This window comes from Oscillibacter sp. CU971 (assembly GCF_905219725.1).
Taxonomy (GTDB): domain Bacteria; phylum Bacillota; class Clostridia; order Oscillospirales; family Oscillospiraceae; genus Oscillibacter.
On the sequence record NZ_CAJMXG010000050.1, the window covers coordinates 1 to 15,836 of the forward strand.

The following is a 15,836-nucleotide window of genomic DNA, read 5'->3' on the forward strand; positions in this document are numbered from 1 at the left end:
CCCCCCCGCCGGGCCCAGCAGCAGCCCTATCGTCGTGCGGCCCGACGGCACGCCGGAAGCCTCCGCCGGAGGCAGTACGATGGACGATGAGCTGGCCTTCACCGGAGAGGACGATTTCCGCTATCTGGCCTTTGAGGACCTGCGGGACCGGGTGCTGGAGGGCAGTTTGACCGCCAAGATGCTGCAGGAGTCCATCGCCTCCATCGACGCCATGGACTACACCGANATGTACCAGAGCCTGAACGCCCAGATGACCAGCCTGGAGGTCGCGCAGATGATGTACGCCCAAATCCCCGTCGCCAGCGAAATGGAGGGGGCCATGCAGGGCTATATCATCTCCAACCTGGCCAGCTCCTATGCCAGCCTCAGCGCCACCGTGTCGGACCTGGCCTCCGGCAAGCTCCAGAAGGATTCCGCCGCCGCCAGGAAGCAGCTGAAAAACGCCCAGGACCTCACCGTGGTGGGGGCCGAGTCCCTCTACTTCGCCATTTTGGNGCTGGAGCAGACCAAGGGCACCCTCCAGCGGAACCTCACCGCCCTGGATCGAAGCCTGAAGGAGATGGAGCTCCGCTATGAGCTGGGGCAGGTCTCCGCCCTGACCCTGGAGCAGGTGCGCAACGGCCGGGCAGCCTTACAGAGCAATCTCAGCACCCTGNAGATGAACCTCCGGCGGTGCNAGCTCCAGATGCAGTCCATGATCGGGGCCAGCCTCAACGGGTCCCTGGTCCTGGGCCCCCTTCCNGCGCTGAGCCAGGGGCTGGTGGACTCCATGGATTACAAGCCGGATCTCTCCGAGGCCAAGACCCGCAGCTACGACCTCTTTGCCGCCAAGAAAAAGCTGGACGAGGCGGACGACTCCTATGAGGACACCCGGGAGAGCTACGCCCAGAATACATACAACGTCCGCAGCGCCCGGCACACCTATGAGGCGGCGCTGTACGAGTACAAGATGGCGGAGCAGAGCTTTGAGATGAACTTCCGCAATGCCTTCGACTCCGTGAAGGACTACCAGCAGGTGCTGAACTCCGCTCAGACCTCCCTGGCCTTCCAGGAGAGCACCTATGCCTCCATGGAACTGAAATACCGCCAGGGGAACCTCTCCCGCAACGCCCTTCTGGATGCGGAGGATGAGCTGACGGAGGCCAAGGACGCCGTGGAAACCGCCCGGCGGAACCTGTTCACCGCCTACCGGACCTACTACTGGGCCGTGAACTACGGCGTGATGAGCTCCGGCCAGTCCGGGANNTAACGNCCAGCGACGATGATTTGGAGGAACTACATGACAAAGAACAGAATCCTGGCGGCGCTGCTTGCCGCCGTGCTGGCGCTGTCCCTGACCGCCTGCGGCGGGGCGGACGAAACGCCGGAGGAAGAGCCCGCCAACCCGGGCGTGGCCGTCCAGGTCCAGGAGATCGGGGCGGACACCATCTACACGGAGAACACCGTCTCCGGCCAGCTGCTGGCGGAAGACCAGTCCACCATCATGGTGGCCGTCAGCGCCAAATGCACCGCCGTTTACGCCGAGGCGGGAGACGAGGTCAAGGCCGGCGACATGCTGTGCACCCTGGANCTCGCNAGCACCCTGGCCTNCCACAACNCCGCCAGCATCAACTACCGCTCCTCCGCCCAGAGCTACAACGACCAGGCGGCGNTGTTTGANAAGCAGATTGCCCTGGCGGAGAAGAACGTCCGGGACCTGAAAGAGCTTTTTGAGATCGGCGCGGCCTCCCAGCTGGAGATCGACCAGGCGGAGCTCCAGCTCCAAACCGCCGTCGCCCAGCGGAACTCCACCCTCTCCCAGCTGGAGGCGGGGATGCAGAGCGCCCTTTCCAACGTGGAGCAGCTGGACACGGTGCTGGAAAACGTGGACGCCCGGGGCAACGTCATCGCCCCCAGCAGCGGCACCCTGGTGACCATGAACGCCACCGAAGGGGGCTTTATCTCCAACACCGCCCCCCTGGCCGTCATTGACGNGGCGGAGCAGATGAAGGCCGTGGTCCAGGTGTCCGAGGCCCTGGTGCCCAAGCTCTCGGCGGGAGACAAGGCGGACGTGTCCGTCAGCGCCGCGAATCAGACCTTTGAGGCCTCCATCCGCTCCGTGGAGCGGGCCGCCAACATGCAGACCCGGCTCTACACCGTCACGCTGTCCCTGCCCTCCGACACCGACGGGCTGCTGGCGGGCATGTTCGCCGACGTCACCTTCCACACCGACGTGTCCGAGAACACCATCGTCGTCCCCACCGAGGCGGTGCTGACCCGGGGGGACACCCGGTACGTCTTCGTGGTGGAGGACGGCGCCGCCAAATACGTGGAGGTCTCCACCGGCCTCACCGGCAACGGCGTGACGGAGGTTCTCACCGGCCTTTCCGCCGGGCAGCAGCTGGTCACCGTGGGCCAGGCGTACCTGACCGACGGCGACCCGGTCCGCGTGGTCTCCGGCACGGACGCTCCGGCGGAGCCGCCGGAGGAAGGCGCGGAATCCGGCGAAGGCGCCGCTGCCGAAGCGGGAGAGGGCCAGGAGGAATAATTGAACATGAGTATCGCCAGAGCAAGCATCCAGCACAAGGTGGCAACCATCCTGGCCAGCATCTTGATCTGCGTCTTCGGATTGATGTTCGCCACCCAGCTCCAGATGGCCCTGATGCCGGAGATGGAGATGCCCATGGCCGTGGTGGCCTGCTATTACACCGGGGCCAATCCCAGCGACATTGAGGAGCTGGTCACCCGGCCCCTGGAGGGGGCCATCATGTCCGTCCCCGGCGTGGACACGATTTCCTCCACCTCCTCCGACGGCGTGAGCNAGATTCAGATCACCTATGTGGACGGCACGGACCTGGACATCGCCGCCACGAAGCTCCGGGAGCAGTTCGACATGGTGAGCCTCCCGGAGGACGCCATGGACCCGGTGATCATCAACATGAACCTCAGCGCCCTGATGCCCACGGCCATGATCGCCCTGGTGGGCGAGGACCTGAGCCAACTCCAGACCCTGGCGGAGGACCTGGTGGTCCCCGCCCTGGAGCGGATCAACGGCGTGGCCCAGGTGACGGTGAACGGCGGCACAGAGCAGCAGATCGCCGTGGAGCTGGACCCCACCCGGGCGGCGGGCTACGGCCTTTCCGCCTCCTACGTGTCCCAGTTCCTGGCGGGGCAGAACCTGATCTACCCCGGCGGGAGCCTTGAAAACGGGTCCAAGAAGCTCACCGTCTCCACCGACGCCAAGTTCCAGACCGTGGACGACGTGCGCAATATGATCCTCTCCCTGCCCACCGGCGGCGCGGTGCNGCTNTCCGAAGTGGCTGACGTCACCCTGGAGGACAAGGACATGGACGCCATGGCCAAGTCCGGCGAGGCCGCCTGCGTGGTCCTCCAAGTCTCCAAGCAGTCCGCCGCCAACGAGGTCTACGTCTCCGAGCAGGTGGTAAAGCGGCTGGAAAACCTGAAGACGGNGAACCCCAGCCTCNGCTATTCCGCCCCCTACCTTGCCAGCGACTACATCAACCAGACGGTGGACGCCGCCTATCAGAACATCCTCCAGGGCGTGCTGCTGGCGGCCGTTGTGGTGCTGCTGTTCCTCCGCCGGGGCGGGGCCACGCTGACTATTGCCGTGTCCATGCCCATCTGTATTTTGACGGTCTTCGTCCTCATGCGGGCCTTCAACCTGACGCTGAACATGATGTCCCTGGGCGGCATCGCTATGGGCGTGGGCATGATTGTGGACAACTCCATCGTGGTGCTGGAAAACATCTACCGCTTTTCCGCCGAGGGCCGCAGCNGGGCGGACGCCTGCATTGAGGGCACCAAGGAGGTCACCAGCTCCGTCCTGGCCTCCACCCTCACTACCGAGGCGGTCTTTGTCCCCCTGGCCCTTACCGGCGGCATGGCGGGGATGATGTTCAAGGATTTCTGCCTGACCATCGCCTCCTTGATCTTTGCCTCCCTGGTCATTTCGCTGACCCTGGTGCCCCTCCTCTGCTACTTCACCCTGGACGAGGAGAAGGTCCGCCGCCGTCAGGAAAAACTGGCCGGGAAGCAGCCCGGCCCCTTGAAGCGGCTGATGGAGAAGATCGGCGNCTTTTACCTGAAAACCCTGGACTTCTTTGTCCATCATCTCTTCCTGGGCATGGCGGCCTCCTTTGCCCTGGTGGTCCTCTTCGGCATCACCCTGGTCAATACGAAGNTGGTCNTCATCCCCGANATGGACCAGGGGCAGATCTCGGTCAACGTCAGCATGCCCATCGGCTCCCAGCTGAACGAGACCTCCGTCATTGCCGACCGGGTCACCGCCATTGTGGAGGCGGAGGTGCCGGAAGTTGAGGAGATGTTCTACATTGCCTACAACGAGTCCGTTACCATGATGCTGGATATCGGCTCCAAGTCCCAGCGGGCCCGGGGCAGCAACGACATTGCCATCGCCCTCCGGGCGGCGGTGCAGGACATTGCCGGCTGTGAAATCACCGTCTCCGCCTCCGACGCGGATATGATGATGGGCGGCGGCGGAGACATCGCGGTCAACATTGAGGGAGACGACTACGATACCCTGGCCTTCCTGGCGGACGACCTCATTTCCCAAATCGAGGCCCTGCCCGACGCGGTGAACGTGAAGAGCTCCCTGTCCGACGAGGTGCCCCAGGTGAAGGTTTCCGTAAACCGGGAGGCCGCCGCCCAGTACGGCCTTNCCGCCGCTTCCATCGGCCAGGCNGTCCGGTCGGAGCTTACCGGCTCCACCGCCACGAAAGTGACCATCACAGGGCGTGAGCTGGACGTGGTGGTCCGGGGCGGCGGCGCGGCGGCGAAAAGCCTGGACGCGCTGAAATCCATGGGCGTGCCCTCCGCCATGGGCGGCACGGTGCCCCTGGGCTCCGTGGCGAACGTCGCCATCGAACAGGCGCCCCAGNCCATCGTCCGGTCCAACCAGACCCGGCAGGTGACCATCTCCGGCGACTCCGTCAGCGGCGNCACCGCCGCCATGACCGCCGCCGTCTGGGAAATTCTGAACAACTACACCTTCCCCCAGGGCTACGCCGTGGAGACCGACGGCTCCTATGAAACCATGATGGAGAGCTTCGGCGATCTGCTCATTGCCCTGGNGGCGGCGCTGCTGCTGGTGTATTTCGTCCTGGCGGTGCAGTTTGAGAGCTTCCTCATGCCCGTCATGGTCATGCTGATTCTCCCGGTGGCCTTTACCGGCTCCCTCTTCGGCCTCCCCGTCACGGGGCGGGACCTCTCCATGCTGTCCCTGGTTTCCATCATCATGCTGGCGGGCACGGTGGTCAACTCCTCCATCATTCTGGTGGAGTACATCAAGATCCGCCGGGCCCGGGGCGAGGACCGGGAAACCGCCATCCTCCACGCCTGCCCCCTGCGGGTGCGGCCCATCCTGATGACCACCCTGACCACCATCCTCGCCATGGTCCCTATGGCCATGGGAATCGGGGAGACGANCGAAATGATGTCGGACATGGGCATTACGATGATCGCGGGCATGGTGATCTCCACCATTGTAACCCNGGTGTTCACCCCGGTGTACTATTCCGTCATCGACAACCTGAGCCACATCTTCCGCCGGAAGCACAAGGGGGAGAAGCCCCCGAAAAAGCCCCGGAAGCCCCTCTTCGGGCGCAAGGTCAAAGAAGAGCTTCTTTCCGAGGCGGCTCCCGAGACCCCGGCCCCCGAGGCGGAGGCCGTCCCTGCGGAAATCACTTAAATTCCATGNGAAAGCGGGCCGCCCCGGAAAGGGCGGCCCGCTGTTCTTTTCCTTATCCGGCGGTTTCCCCGGCGGAGGCCGCTTCCAGCCCCAGCAGCGCCTTGCCGTGGGGTCCCAAATGNGGCGACAGCTCCTCATAGGTCAAATGGAACGTCTGGGGCCCGGCGGCATAGGCGGCCAGCTCATAGGGGGAGAAGCCCACGGTCATGCCCTCTTCATCAAAGCTGATGGCGTAATTGAGCCAGTCCGCCAGAATATCCTCGTAATCCTCCCAATAGAGGTCCTCCAGCTTTTCTCCCAGCACCTCGTCCGCCTCCCGGACCTGCCGCACCAGGGCTGACCGGACGTATTCCCGGAGGTCCCCTCCCTCGTCCAGGATCTCCGGCTCAAAGAACTCCCCAGCCTCCAGGTCGAAATTCCAGCTCATCAGGATGTGGTTGGGATGAGCCCCGCCGGTGTAGGTGCTGTAGGTTCCGGAAACGCTGACCAGGGTTTCCGTCTGATAGACGGCGCACCACAAATCGTCGGTATACGTCATGGGCTCCAGCCCCGACTCGTTCCGGAAGGCCCGGTCCTCCTTGGCGCTTTTCGCCAAAGTCTGAGCGTTGCCCTTCCAAGGGTCAAAGCGGGCATTGAAGGTCTCCGCCGCCGCCAGGGCCCGGGCCTGACCCTCTGTGGCGGCGGTCTCCAGGAAGCTTCCGTCCGCCGCCAGGGCCTTCATCACCGGCAGCGCGTAGGAGCACTCCACCAGCGCCGCGCCATCCTCGTCCCGGACGGTTTCCTCGTACTCCTCCAGCTCCACCGAGAAGGAGAACGTCTCCGGGGGCAGGTCCGGCAGGGCGTTTTTCACGTTGGTCAGCGTCTCCCCGGCGCAGCCCACCAGGGAGCTCAGCACCAGCAGCAAAGCGATCATGGTACTCATGGGGTTTCCTCCTTTGTTCAGCCCGCCCCCTCCCGGACAATCACCGGGCCGGTCCGCCACGCGTCCGGGACGGCGGCGGGGTCCGGGCAGGCCAGGGCATACAGCCGGTCCGCCCTGGCCTCCAGGTCAAAGAGGCGCCGGGCCCCGGGCCCCAGGCGGCGGACGGCGGCGGGCTTGGTCAAAACCGGCAGGGCGGCGGTTTTCCGCATCCCGGCCAGCAGGGCCGTCCCCCGCTCGTTGGCCGCCAGGACCCGCAGATAGGCGGGCTCCTCCGGCGGCGCGGGGGGCAGTCCCAAATAGGCCCGGAACACCGTCCGGCGCAGCCGGGCCATGGGGTAGCGTTTTGTCTTTACGGTTTCCAAAAGCTCCGCCAGGGAAGCGGCGGACCGGCTGGAGCGAAAAAAGCGGCGGTACAATCCCTCGTTCCCCAGCTCCAGGGCGGCCCAGTCCGCTTCCTCCAGGAAGCGCAGCCGGGCCAGGATGGCCCGCTCACAGCGTTCAAGGGACGCGGGAGCCCGCCCCGCCTCCCGTTCCATCCGGTAGGCCTCCGCCATGGCGGGGGCGCACAGGCCCAGGGCCGCTTCCTCCTCCCCCTTCCGGAGAAGGGCGCGGATGGCTGAGGCGGATGCAATGCCGTCCCCGACGTCCGCGCCGTCATGCGCCGCCCCCCGCCGGAGGACGGCGACGGGCTGAATCCCGCTGCCCCGAAGGGCCTTGCAGTACTCCACGCCCAGGGTGTCGTTGGGCCGGGACAGCGCGCCCCCCTCCGGGACCAGGCCCAAAAGGGCCCGCTGGCGGGCGGCGGGAAAGGAATCCCCTTTTTTCAGCTCTTCCCGGAGGGCTTCCGGGAAAGCGCCGGAGCACAGCGCCTCCGCGNNGCGGACCAGGGGCGCGGCGTCCCCGCCCTCGCTGCCGAAGACCAAATGGCTGACGGCCCCTGTGGCCTTCAATATTTTCACGGCCCCGGCGGCGAAGCCCTCCGCCGAGGAGAGGGCCCAGGGAACGGGCAGCTCCAGCACCAAATCCGCCCCGCTCCTTACGGCGGCGGCGGCCCGGGCGTGCTTGCCCGCGGCGGCAAAGTCCCCCCGCTGGACGTAGTTCCCGCTCATGACGCAGAGGATCCCCGTCTCCGGCCCCAGGAGGCGGCGGGCCTCCGCCATCAGGTGGACGTGGCCCATATGAAGGGGATTGTATTCTGTAATGATACCAGCGGCGGCCATAAAATTCCCCCTTGAAGTGGTGACAAAAAAGTGACAGTTTGGTAAAAAAGCGGTTGTAACTCCTGGAAAGTCTGGTATAATGGAGTTGGCTGACAGGGAAAGCGGGCCTTCCGCCCTTCCCCGCCGCTCTATAATATATGAAATCTGGGAATCCCGCAAGGGCTTCCCCAAAAAGAGGAGACGGTCATCATGAACATTCTGGTCATCAACGCGGGGAGCTCTTCCCTGAAGTANCAGCTTCTGGACCCCGATAGNGGCGTTCTGCTGGCCAAGGGTCTTTGCGAGCGCATCGGCATCGACGGCAAATTCACCTACAAGGCCGAAGGGAAGAAGACTCTGGACGCCATCGACNTCCCCATGCCCACCCACTCCGAGGCCATCCAGGCCGTGCTGGACGCGGTGGCGGACAAGGAAAACGGCGTGATTTCCTCCATGGGCGAGATTGACGCCGTGGGCCACCGGGTGGTCCACGGCGGGGAGAAGTTTGCCGCCTCCGTCCTGATCACGGACGAGGTTATGGCCGCCATTGAGGAGTGCAATCCCCTGGCGCCGCNGCACAACCCCGCCAACATCATCGGAATCCAGGCCTGCCGGAAGCTCATGCCCAGCACCCCCATGGTGGCCGTGNTCGACACCGCCTTCCACCAGNCCATGCCCGCCAGGGCCTATATGTACGCCCTGCCCTACGCCTGGTACGAGGAGGACAAGGTCCGGCGCTACGGCTTCCACGGCACCAGCCACAAGTACGTGGCGGGCCGGGCCGCCGCCATGCTTGGCAAGAAGCCCGAAGAAGTCAAGCTGATCTCCTGCCACCTGGGCAACGGCTCCTCCATCACTGCGGTGGACGGCGGCAAGAGCGTGGACACCTCCATGGGCTTCACCCCCTTGGCGGGCGTGCCCATNGGCACCCGGTCCGGCGACCTGGACGCGGGCATTCTCCAGTATGAGATGAACAAGCGGGGAATGGGCATCGACGAGATGCTCAACGCCCTGAACAAAAAGTCCGGCGTGGAGGGCCTGAGCTGCGTCAGCTCCGACTTCCGTGATCTGGAGTCCGCCGCCGGGAAGGGCGACGCCAAGGCCGCCCTGGCCCGGGAGAAGTTCGCCTATGAGGTGAAAAAGTACGTGGGCGCCTACGCCGCCGCCATGGGCGGGGTGGACGCGGTGATCTTCACCGCCGGAGTCGGCGAAAACGACAAGGCCATCCGCTCCATGGTCTGCGAGGGCCTGGAGTACATGGGCGTGAAGCTGGACGCCGCCGCCAACGACGTCCGGGGCAAGGAGACCGTNCTCTCCACCCCCGACTCCAAGGTCAAGGTCCTGCNGATCCCCACCAACGAGGAACTGATGATCGCCATGGACACGGCGGGCATCGTGAAGAAGTAAAGCCGGCCAATCCCATTGAGGAGGTGACGCCCCATGAAGATCCGGGACGCCAAGCAGTCCTACGCGGCCCACCGGCACGAAATCTGGGAGAAGCGGGAGGCCCTGGCCAAGCTCCTAAAGGAGCCGGGCGGGTCCCTGCCGTCCTCCTTCGACCGGGTGGAGATTTCCAAAGAGCTGTCCCTGCTGGACGCCCAGTATGACGCGGTGGACAAGGCCCTGATGGGCATCACCGCTATGGAGACCAAGGTCTTCGGGGACGAGTGCAACCGGCACCAGGCCGAGACTCAGGCCAAAATGGCGGAGGAAATGGGCAAGATCATGGAGGTCTTCCGCCGCGTCTCCTCCGGGGCCAAGGTCCCGGCCAAGGATCTGCAGAAGCTGATGGACTACGACATGAAGCTCTACATGGCCGCCAAGCAGGCGGCGCTGCTGGCCCGGCAGAACGAGAAGGAATACGACTCCCTGTGGGAAGACGAGGAAAAGCCCAGGGAGCAGAAAACCTGCGAGGAGGTGGCGGCGGAGACGGAAATTTCCGCGCCCCGCCCCTCCGCCGTCTCCGCCGCCGTGGAAGCCCCTCCTGTGGAGTCTCCCCCTGAGGAAATCCTGTAAAATCCGCGTCAGGCGGCTGTCCCCAACCGGGGACAGCCGCCTGCTGTTTTACAGCACGTTCCGCAGGGAAAACTCCTCCATCTCCGCCAGCAGCCTGAGCTGGTCCCGGAGGTCCGCCAGCTCCGCCCGCAGCTCGCTGTCCTCCTCCCGCTCGGTGAAGGCCAGCGCCCGGTGGTACATGGCCTCGGCGTCGTCCACGGCATCGTGGCCCGTGACGCAGTGGAGATAGGTCTGGCGCTCCGTCCAGCCGGCATAAGCCGCCCGGATGGCGGCGGCGGCCCCCTGCCAGTCCTCCAGCAGGACCAGCCGGTCCGCCTCTTCCAGCTGTGCCCGCCAGCGGGCCGTATGCGCGGACATGGCGGCGCCGTTCCAAAGGCAAAAAGCCAGAATGGCCCCCAGCAGGGCGGCGGGAATCAGCAGTCCCTTTTTCACGGCTCTCCCTCCTTCCGCACGCAGACCACCCGGCCCGTCTCGTCCACGGTCAGCAAAAACGCCTCCCGGTGAGAGGACAGCCCCTCTTTCCGGAGAACCNCTCGGAGCCAAACCTCATCCAGTCCCCGGGCCTCCAGATTCCGCCGGAGGAGCCTCCCGTCGTTCACCAGAACCACCGGCAAAGTCACGTCCTCTCCGGTCTTCACCCCCAGCTGCTCCGCCGTGGGGGGCTGGCTCTTGGCCCAGGGGAGGACGGAGAGGTGTCCGGAGTTTTCCNGCACGGCGTACTTGACCTCCTCCACACCGGTGATCCCCTGGCCCCGCAGCTCCTCCAAAAGCTCGTCCAGGGTATAGCGGTTTTTCCGCATAGCCTCCTGCTGGAGCACCCCCTCCCGGATGAGAATCGAGGGCGTGCCGCAGGCCAGCGCCCGGAAGCGGAGGCTGGTGAGGGACAGCTGGCTCAGCAGCATGGACAGGGCCAGCAGGGTCAAAATAGGGATGACCCNCGCCAGCAGGGGGATGCCGAAGTCCTGCATGGGCACGGTGGCCAGGTCCGAGATCATCATGGTCAGCACCAGCTCGCCGGGCTCCAGCTCGCCGATCTGCCNCTTGCCCATGAGGCGGAGGCCGGTCATGATAAGAAAATAGAGGATAACGGTGCGGGCAAAGGCGGTCATCATAGGCGCTTCCTCCTGAGAGAACGGTTTCTTCCCAGTATCTGCGGNTTGCGCGGCGGATATTCCCAGGAACTTTCTCAAAATNATTTCAGGAAACCGGAAACCCTTTGACCGGCTGAAACGCTGTATAAATAAAGGAACGAACGGAGGAGGCGCCCTGCGCCGGGAGGCCCGGGAACCCGCTTTCCGGCGGGGCCCGGTCTGTCGAAATGCCCGAATTTCCCGGCGGCAGGGCAGGGAACGGTTGTTCGCTTTACAGCTTGTGTTTTCCCTTCGGGCGTGCTAGAATGGGCATATTCTGACAAAACGCGCCCAGGGCGCNGGGAGGTCCATATGCTGCCCACCACACGTTTAAAAAATCTCTACGCCGGTCCCCTGCCGCCCATGGCCCTGACGGACTATGAGGCCATGAGCAAATTCCTGAATCAGGCGGCCCAGCGGTGCAAGGTCTCCGGGCGGAATTTCGATTTGTTCCTGGACTGGATCATCCACGCCCTGTCCATGAGCCTCACCTCCGACAGCGCCTCCCGTATCTTTCTGCCCAAGANGAAGACGGGGCCCTTTGTCCTGGACGATCTGATCCCCATCTCCGGCCTCCCCCCGGCGGGAGAAAAACGGGTGAAGCTCAGCGAGTGCGGCCTCATCGCCCCGGTGTGGAATAACGGAAGCCTGGAAGCCGCCCTGGAGTCCCTGTATGACAGCGGCTTCGCCGGGCTGGACGTGGAACAACCCTTCGGCGGGGCCTATTTCCCGGAGCTCCGCCTGGCAATCATCGACTCCCCGGCGGACGTGGACATCCCCAATGTCCTCCGGGTCTGGAGCCGGGGCAGCGTGGTCCTGCCCGTCTACCTTTTGAAGGACCCGGAACCCCTCCTCAACACCGACGGAGAAACCTGGTACATCCAGCATGAGGGGCTCGAGCGGGNGGAAATCGTCCTGGNGCCCCGGATGGCGGCGCTGTATAACTGCGGCCTCCGCCGCTACGGCGGCAGAAGCTAACGTCTCCCGGAAAGGAGCTGTTCAATCCGGCCGGCGACCTCTTCCAATTCCCGCCGCAGCGCCTCCTGCNCCTCCAAATCCCGCAGCTGAAGGGCCAGCAGCATCCGCATATTCAACGCCTCCCGCTCCTCCAGGAGGCTGTTCAGCGTAATGCCCCGGCCCTCGAAATGTTCGTTTTTCATCGGTCTTCTCCCTATACGCGCGGCTTTTTATAAAAAATAGCATACAGCAAAAAACTGAAAACATTCTGAAACCGGCGAAAGCGGCCTCATCCGCCGCGAAATGAGGAAAAAACACGCCGGGACGGGCGTCAAAAAACCGCATAAAAAGGGCCGGGGAACAGTCCCCGGCCCCTTCTTTATTTCTTGGACGCTCTGAGCGTCATGACAGCGGCCTGAGCGCGGGTAGCAAACGCGCATGGGCCGGTTCCGTCGGTAATGCCCTTTTTTTTCGCCTCCTGGAACTCCGCCGCCAGGGCGGGGCTGACGGGCTGCCTGCCCAGGACCTCCTGAATGCGCTTCCCCAGCGCCAGAATCTCCGCGTCGGTCAGTTTCGAGATATCCATGCCGTCCTCCTTCTCAAACTCCGGGCGCACCGCGCCCACTATCCATTTTACGGGCCGGGTCTTGCGGCAGACCATGCCGCCGTCGGACTGGCTTCCGGTTTGGCTGGTGTTGCCCTCAATCGCCACGACTCCGCCCGGCGTCACCTTCTCAATAATGCCCGTGTGGTCCGTGGCCGCGCCGCCGGGGAAGTCATAGATCGCCACGTCCCCGGAACGGTAGTCCCCCGTCACCCATCTGCCCGCCCTCTTGGCGGCGTTCATCAGCGCCCCGCAGGACGCGGTTTTGACCGGCAGCTTGACGCCCGCCTGGGCAAACACCCACTGCACAAACACCATGCACCAGGGATAGGCAGAGCCGGAGACCTCCCGGCCATAGTACCAGGCGTTGTATTTTACCCGGTTTGAGTTTGCCGGGGACTCCTTGGTCCCCAGCTCCCGCCGGGCGATGCTCAGAACCCGCTCAGCCGCCGCCATTGTTTCCGCCCTCCACCGCGTCCTGCACCTTTTGGCTCTGCGTCCCAAAGTAAAACGCAATAACCACGGTATACACGGTCATAAAGTCCTGAGAAATGCTTCCGGCCGCCGCCATACAGGCGAACACGGCGGTGAGCGTCAGCGTCACCAGGGCTTTCACGCTNAGAAGATTTCCCAGCCGCTTGATGATGGTCTTATTCACCGTTGTCCTCACTTTCTCCGGGGCTCTTCCCGGTTCCCGCTTTTGAAATTTGACTCCCCGCCGGCAGAATGCCCGGAGCGCCCGGCCTNTTTACGCCGCCTTCCTCTCACGCCTCCGCTCTCCTTTCCAGCCCCTCAATCCGGCGGTTCGCCGCCTTGATTTTTTCCTCCTGGAGCTCTGTGCGCTCTTCCAGCTTGTATACCCGGTCGATGACCTTGTTGTGGACCTCCACCTTTTTCTCCAGCTGTTCCAGCCGGTACTGGGTCAGCTTGCTGCTCACCAAAATGCCCAGCACGGACCCCAGGCCGGACCCTGCCAGGCCAATCAACGCTACCAGCACCTCTTCGCTCATATCATATTCCTCCTTGTTTCGTTTGAAAACCGCGGTTCAAAGAAAGCGCTCCAAGGCCGGAAAGTTGCACGAAGCCGTCGCCGGAAAGCGGCGCGCTTTTTCGGTCTTCGCCGGGTCCGGCCTTGCCAGGGGCCCGCGCTGCTGAACGCCGGAGCACAAAAAAGCCTCCGCTTTACAGCCATTCGAAAAAACGCATCCATTATATTCTCATCAATCCACTTATCAAACAGAGAAAATCTCCGATATATTCTTATGGCTGCCAACTGCGGATAACGAAGTATAAGAGGAGATTGCAAAGATGATTCACTACATAAAAAATTTAAAAATCAGACTGAAGCTCTATATTCTCATAGGAGTTGCGCTGCTCGGAATGCTCATTATCAGCGGGATGTCATTTTTTCTCATGGGCCGGATGAACGACATGACAAGCGACATTGCAACAAGCTGGCTTCCCAGTGTCGATGCGGCGAGGGAGCTGAGCGCCACCATTTCCAATATCCGGCTGAATGAGCTGGGGTACCTTACCGCAGACTCTGATAGCAAAGAGGAGGCCAGCCTTCAGTCCCTCCAGGATGGAATCAAAACCATGGACGCACTCTTAGCCGCGTATGGGGATATGATCGATGAGGAAGAAGGAAATTTCTATAACAACGCAAACAATCTCTGGACACAGTATCAGGCGGCGGAAGAAGAAATGTTGGCTCTCGCCAAACAGGGCCGCTCTGAAAGTGCCCGTGCGATTCTGGACGGAGAATGTGAGGCGCTTTTCAACTCTTTGAACAGCGCTTTTGATGATATTATCGATTACAATACAAAAGGAAGCGACGATGCGGCGGTGGAAAGCGCTTCCCTTTACAGAACCGCCACCTTGACCATGGCGGCAGTTGTCATTGCCATCATCCTTGTGGGCGTCTTCTTTTCATTTGTGATTATACGCCTGATCAAAATCCCTATTTCTGAAATCCAGAATGCCGCCATAAAAATGGCGGAAGGGGATTTGGATGTAAAGATTTCCTATACCTCGAAGGATGAACTGGGTGTTCTCGCCGTTCAGGTAGGCAGGTTGATCCATAAGCTTCAGCTTATTATTGAGGATGAGAATCAATTCCTTGCTAAAATGGCCGAGGGAGATTTTNCGGTGGATTCGACCTGCGAGGAATCGTATACAGGCGGCTTTTATCCGTTGCTTGTCTCGTTCCGGGGCATTGCAGACAAGCTCAATGACACAATGCTGCAAATCAGCCAAAGTTCCGCTCAGGTCGCGGGCGGAGCGGATCAAGTATCGAATGGCGCTCAGGCGCTTGCCCAGGGAGCGACTGAGCAGGCCAGCTCTGTGCAGGAACTTTCCGCCACGATTGACGAAATCTCCAACAAGGTAAATCAGAACGCGGACAGTGCGCGCCAAGCCAGTAAAGCGGCAGACAGTGTCAGCGTAAAGATGAACGTGAGCAAAGAAAAAATGCAGCAGATGACCCATGCAATGGGAGATATCAGCAGCTGCTCCAGCGAGATCAGCAAAATCATGAAGATCATTGAAGATATTGCGTTCCAAACCAATATTCTCGCCTTGAACGCCGCCGTAGAAGCCGCCCGCGCAGGCGCCGCCGGAAAAGGGTTTGCCGTAGTAGCCGATGAAGTCCGCAATCTGGCAAACAAAAGCACAGAGGCCTCCGAAAATATCGCTGCTTTGATTGAAAATTCTTTGCAGGCAATCGAAAACGGAACGCAGATTGCGGACGATACGGCGCAGTCTTTGATTCAAGCGGTCAATGACGTAAACGAAATGGCCGGCATTATCGAACAGATTTCAGAGGCCAGCAGCGATCAGGCGGATTCCATCGCTCAGCTCACGGTGGGAATTGACCAGATCTCCAATGTTGTACAGACAAACTCGGCAACCGCGGAGGAAAGCGCGGCGGCAAGCGAAGAACTGTCCAGTCAGTCACAGCTTATGAAAAGCCTGGTAGGAAGGTTTCAGCTAAAGCGCGGCCCTTCAAAATGAACCCGGCATCATGGCCGTTATCTGACCTGAAGAAACCGTACAGACGCGAAGCGGGTGTACGGTTTCTTCGGGCGCCGCAAGAGGGCCTGCGGCCCTGCGATTCCTGGTCCGCTGAACGTTTCTCATGATTTTTGGGTGCTGCTCTAAATAAGCCTGTTCTTCTTCGGCGGGTTTTAGAGCACTTAAAATTCCTTTTTTTAAAGCCAGCCAAGAATTAAGGAAACGCTGATTTAATTCCCCGAAATGATAGAAGATGTGATAAAATAAGGGAAAGGGGGCACGGGGTATG

The 15,836-nt window shown here is 62.3% G+C and carries 14 protein-coding genes; 6 read left to right on the forward strand and 8 right to left on the reverse strand.

Annotated elements, in window-relative coordinates:
* From JX325_RS05565 to JX325_RS05575, 3 genes are all read left to right on the forward strand, one after another.
* Window positions 1-1,249: TolC family protein (locus JX325_RS05565; protein WP_204790171.1), on the forward strand; the 1,249-nt coding region annotated here is incomplete at its 5' end.
* 30 nt (window positions 1,250-1,279) lie between these two features.
* A complete protein-coding gene (locus tag JX325_RS05570) occupies window positions 1,280-2,527 on the forward strand; it encodes an efflux RND transporter periplasmic adaptor subunit (RefSeq protein ID WP_204790172.1) in 1,248 nt (415 codons plus the stop codon).
* Between the two features lie 6 nt (window positions 2,528-2,533).
* Entirely contained in the window at window positions 2,534-5,707 is a 3,174-nt protein-coding gene (locus tag JX325_RS05575; RefSeq protein ID WP_204790173.1) for an efflux RND transporter permease subunit, read from the forward strand.
* A gap of 52 nt (window positions 5,708-5,759) precedes the next feature.
* Here JX325_RS05575 and JX325_RS18430 read toward each other — a convergent pair whose 3' ends face one another.
* Both JX325_RS18430 and JX325_RS17960 read right to left on the reverse strand, forming a co-directional pair.
* Window positions 5,760-6,629, reverse strand: coding sequence for a DUF3298 and DUF4163 domain-containing protein (locus tag JX325_RS18430; protein ID WP_204790174.1), 870 nt, complete (start codon window positions 6,627-6,629; stop codon window positions 5,760-5,762).
* A gap of 17 nt (window positions 6,630-6,646) precedes the next feature.
* On the reverse strand, window positions 6,647-7,849 hold the full coding sequence (locus JX325_RS17960) for a nucleotidyltransferase family protein (protein ID WP_243413939.1): 1,203 nt from the start codon (window positions 7,847-7,849) through the stop codon (window positions 6,647-6,649).
* 189 nt (window positions 7,850-8,038) lie between these two features.
* On the opposite strand from JX325_RS17960, the gene JX325_RS05585 reads away from it, so the two are divergent.
* Both JX325_RS05585 and JX325_RS05590 read left to right on the forward strand, forming a co-directional pair.
* Window positions 8,039-9,235: an acetate/propionate family kinase gene (locus JX325_RS05585; RefSeq protein WP_204790175.1), complete on the forward strand. Its 1,197-nt coding sequence runs from the start codon at window positions 8,039-8,041 to the stop codon at window positions 9,233-9,235.
* 33 nt (window positions 9,236-9,268) lie between these two features.
* Window positions 9,269-9,844, forward strand: a complete 576-nt coding sequence (locus tag JX325_RS05590; protein WP_204790176.1) for a hypothetical protein — start codon at window positions 9,269-9,271, stop codon at window positions 9,842-9,844.
* A gap of 48 nt (window positions 9,845-9,892) precedes the next feature.
* Here JX325_RS05590 and JX325_RS05595 read toward each other — a convergent pair whose 3' ends face one another.
* The 5 genes from JX325_RS05595 to JX325_RS05615 all read right to left on the reverse strand — a co-directional run bounded on the left by JX325_RS05595 (window position 9,893) and on the right by JX325_RS05615 (window position 13,545).
* Window positions 9,893-10,276 (reverse strand): DUF4363 family protein, encoded by a 384-nt coding sequence (locus JX325_RS05595; protein ID WP_243413940.1) that lies wholly within the window; start codon window positions 10,274-10,276, stop codon window positions 9,893-9,895.
* Window positions 10,273-10,956: a DUF421 domain-containing protein gene (locus JX325_RS05600; RefSeq protein WP_204790177.1), complete on the reverse strand. Its 684-nt coding sequence runs from the start codon at window positions 10,954-10,956 to the stop codon at window positions 10,273-10,275. Before JX325_RS05600 ends, JX325_RS05595 begins: the two co-directional genes overlap by 4 nt.
* A gap of 1,354 nt (window positions 10,957-12,310) precedes the next feature.
* The gene (locus JX325_RS05605; protein WP_204790178.1) at window positions 12,311-12,991 is read right to left on the reverse strand and encodes a CHAP domain-containing protein; all 681 of its coding nucleotides are present in this window, start codon (window positions 12,989-12,991) and stop codon (window positions 12,311-12,313) included.
* Window positions 12,978-13,193, reverse strand: a complete 216-nt coding sequence (locus JX325_RS05610) for a hypothetical protein (protein ID WP_204790179.1) — start codon at window positions 13,191-13,193, stop codon at window positions 12,978-12,980. The genes JX325_RS05605 and JX325_RS05610 overlap by 14 nt, the downstream gene beginning before the upstream one ends.
* A gap of 106 nt (window positions 13,194-13,299) precedes the next feature.
* On the reverse strand, window positions 13,300-13,545 hold the full coding sequence (locus JX325_RS05615) for a hypothetical protein (RefSeq protein WP_204790180.1): 246 nt from the start codon (window positions 13,543-13,545) through the stop codon (window positions 13,300-13,302).
* A 298-nt stretch (window positions 13,546-13,843) separates the two neighbouring features.
* Here JX325_RS05615 and JX325_RS05620 point away from each other — a divergent pair, with 298 nt between their 5' ends.
* On the forward strand, window positions 13,844-15,547 hold the full coding sequence (locus JX325_RS05620) for a methyl-accepting chemotaxis protein (RefSeq protein WP_204790181.1): 1,704 nt from the start codon (window positions 13,844-13,846) through the stop codon (window positions 15,545-15,547).
* Here JX325_RS05620 and JX325_RS05625 read toward each other — a convergent pair.
* On the reverse strand, window positions 15,539-15,836 hold a 298-nt coding region (locus tag JX325_RS05625; RefSeq protein ID WP_204790182.1), incomplete at its 5' end, for a hypothetical protein. The two genes, JX325_RS05620 and JX325_RS05625, sit on opposite strands and share 9 nt — an antisense overlap.

Bases quoted from the DNA above. Each gene is read 5' to 3' on its own strand.
- JX325_RS05590 (WP_204790176.1), top strand. From the start codon at position 9,269: ATGAAGATCCGGGACGCCAAGCAGTCCTACGCGGCCCACCGGCACGAA.
- JX325_RS05605 (WP_204790178.1), bottom strand. From the start codon at position 12,991: ATGGCGGCGGCTGAGCGGGTTCTGAGCATCGCCCGGCGGGAGCTGGGG.
- JX325_RS05615 (WP_204790180.1), bottom strand. From the start codon at position 13,545: ATGAGCGAAGAGGTGCTGGTAGCGTTGATTGGCCTGGCAGGGTCCGGC.